Origin of the sequence: Phocaeicola sp. RTP21198st1_B8_RTP21198_201120 (assembly GCF_040929485.1) — a bacterium.
Classification (GTDB): Bacteria; Bacteroidota; Bacteroidia; order Bacteroidales; family Bacteroidaceae; genus Phocaeicola; species Phocaeicola dorei.
On sequence record NZ_JBCOCI010000276.1, the window covers coordinates 1 to 1,670 of the forward strand.

Annotated in this window: 2 protein-coding genes; both read left to right on the forward strand. The window is 42.3% G+C overall.

The annotated features are described in order from the left end of the window. Positions 1 to 962: TolC family protein (locus AB5935_RS25370; protein ID WP_368327800.1), on the forward strand; the 962-nt coding region annotated here is incomplete at its 5' end. Positions 963 to 984: 22 nt separating this feature from the next. Further along, positions 985 to 1,670: HlyD family secretion protein (locus AB5935_RS25375; protein WP_368327801.1), on the forward strand; the 686-nt coding region annotated here is incomplete at its 3' end.

Below are 1,670 nucleotides of genomic sequence, written 5' to 3' on the forward strand. Positions count from 1 at the left end.
TAGCTAAAGTGATGGAAGAAATCAGTCGTCTGTCTTATGGAAAAGCCAGGGAAGATGTTATTCTTCAAATCAGTAAGATGTATTATCTCGGACAGGTCACGGCCGAACAAATCATGCTGATAAAAGCAAATATCACCCGTCTGGAAGAGTTGAGAGATATTACACAGGCTTTTTTCGATAACGGAATGTCTATGGAAGTCGATCTGAAAAGAGTCAATATCAATTTGGAAAATCTGAAGGTGCAATATGACAATGCACAAGCAATGATGAAACAGCAATTGAATATGCTGAAATACATTATGGATTATCCGGCTGAAAAGGAAATTGCGCTGACACCGGTAAATACCGATAGCATTACTACAGTAGCCCTGACCGGCTTGTCGGAAAATATCTATGAACTTCAACTCTCACAATCGCAAGTGCAATTGGCGGAACGGCAAAAGAAGATCATTACTAATGGATATATCCCTTCTCTTAGTCTGACAGGTAGCTGGCGATATGCCGCATATACGGATAAAGGTTATCATTGGTTCCACTCCGGTCCGTCCAATCAATGGTTTCGTTCCTATGGAGTGGGGCTAACCTTGCGTATTCCGATTTTCGACGGACTGGATAAAACCTATAAAATAAAGAAGGCGATGATCGATATAGAGAACAAAAGACTGGCATGGGAAGATGCCCGGAAGAATTTGCAAACTCAATATCTGAATGCTGTGAACGACCTGATGAACAATCAGCGTAACTTTAAGAAACAGAAGGATAACTACTTGCTTGCCGAAGATGTGTACGCAGTCACTTCCGACCGTTACCGGGAAGGCATTGCTTCTATGACGGAAGTGCTGCAAGATGAAATGCAGATGAGCGAAGCTCAAAACAACTATATCAGCGCACATTATAACTATCGGGTGACTAACCTGATGCTGCTTAAACTAACCGGACAAATAGAATCATTAGTCAAATAATACGCAAATAACAATCATAAATATGGAAACAATGGAAAATAACCTTCCTTCCGCTACTCATCAGGAGAAAGCAAAAAAAATGAAGAAACTTCGTCGCTGGCAGATTGCTATCAGCCTTTTCGGAGTGGCTATTATTGTTTGGGGAGTGATTGAAGTGATCTGCCTTTTTTTGAATTATAGCCAGACGGAGACTAGTAACGATGCACAAATAGAACAATATGTGTCTCCTATCAATCTACGTGCTTCAGGTTACATTGACAAAATCTACTTTACAGAACATCAGGAGGTACATAAAGGAGATACTTTGCTGGTACTGGATGATCGTGAATATAAAATTCGCGTAATGGAGGCTGAAGCTGCCTTGAAGGATGCGCAAGCCGGTGCGACCGTCATCAATGCTACACTCAATACCACGCAGACAACAGCATCTGTTTACGATGCGTCTATTGCCGAGATTGAAGTACGGTTGGCGAAGCTGGAAAAAGACCGGAAACGATATGAGAACCTCGTGAAACGAAATGCGGCTACTCCTATCCAACTTGAACAGATTGTCACTGATTATGAAGCTACGCGTAAGAAGTTGGAAGCTACGAAAAGGCAGAAAAAAGCAGCTCTTTCCGGTGTAGATGAAGTGTCCTACCGTCGCATGAATACCGAAGCGGCTATTCAAAGAGCAACAGCTGCGCTCGAAATGGCCCGGTTGAATCT